A 451-nucleotide genomic window follows, 5' to 3' on the forward strand; every position below is an offset into this window, starting at 1 on the left:
AAGACGTGTTCGTACACTTCTCTGCAATCCAGACTAATGGTTTTAAAACTCTTGCTGAAGGTCAGCGCGTAGAGTTCGAAATCACTAACGGTGCCAAAGGCCCTTCTGCTGCAAACGTAATCGCTCTGTAAGATACGTCAGCAAGAATTCAAAACCCGCTTAATCAGCGGGTTTTTTTTGGTCTTTAGTGTTCGGTTGAGGCCGAAAACAGCCGGAATGCCAGTGCGGTCATGGCAAAAGACCCCAGAAGGTTGACGAAAACGTTCAGTAATGCCCAGCCAAAGCGGCCCTCTTGTAACAAAAACACCACTTCTGCCGAAAATGTTGAGAAGGTTGTTAGACCGCCACAAAATCCGGTGGTGATTAATACTTTCCACACTGGATCAATGTTCGTCATCCTGCTGAACCATGCGAATCCTATTCCTATGATGAATGCCCCAATCAGGTTTGC

At 46.6% G+C, this 451-nt stretch carries 2 protein-coding genes; one reads left to right on the plus strand and one right to left on the minus strand.

The genetic code is table 11. From position 1 onward, the window contains the following. Window positions 1-131, plus strand: a 131-nt coding sequence (locus tag K0039_RS25355; protein ID WP_042107434.1) for a cold shock domain-containing protein, incomplete at its 5' end; no start/stop codon positions are given. Window positions 132-184: 53 nt separating this feature from the next. Here the strand turns inward: K0039_RS25355 and crcB are convergent. Next, window positions 185-451 (minus strand): fluoride efflux transporter CrcB (gene crcB, locus K0039_RS25360; RefSeq protein ID WP_228106895.1); only part of this gene is annotated, 267 nt, incomplete at its 5' end.

This window comes from Terrisporobacter mayombei (assembly GCF_020748465.1).
Lineage (GTDB): Bacteria > Bacillota > Clostridia > Peptostreptococcales > Peptostreptococcaceae > Terrisporobacter > Terrisporobacter mayombei.